The following is a 233-nucleotide window of genomic DNA, read 5'->3' as shown; positions in this document are numbered from 1 at the left end:
GTTTTAATAATTTAGGGCTATCAAGAATTTCTTGATGGCCCTAGATTTATTTATTGTTCCACTAATATTTTTCGATAAATTTGTTTGTTTTGTTCCTTAAATTTTTCGTTATGAGAGGATACGATGCCAATGCTTTCTGCTGTTGGTTCTATATATTTTTTTGCACTATTTACAGCATTAACTGCATCTTGGAATGCGCCTACTAAAAGATTTACCTTTCCATCAAAAGATAA

Annotated in this window: 1 protein-coding gene; it reads right to left on the bottom strand. The window is 30.5% G+C overall.

Going from position 1 to position 233, the window contains the following annotated elements; genetic code table 11:
* Positions 1 to 50: 50 nt before the first annotated feature.
* The coding region (locus tag SB764_RS44805; RefSeq protein ID WP_410867412.1) for a hypothetical protein at positions 51 to 233 on the bottom strand (183 nt) is incomplete at its 5' end.

This window comes from Paraburkholderia sp. SIMBA_027 (genome assembly GCF_046535315.1).
Classification (GTDB): Bacteria; Pseudomonadota; Gammaproteobacteria; order Burkholderiales; family Burkholderiaceae; genus Paraburkholderia; species Paraburkholderia tropica.
Note: the sequence above shows the minus strand (reverse complement) of the source record. Positions and strands in the feature narration are given on the sequence as shown.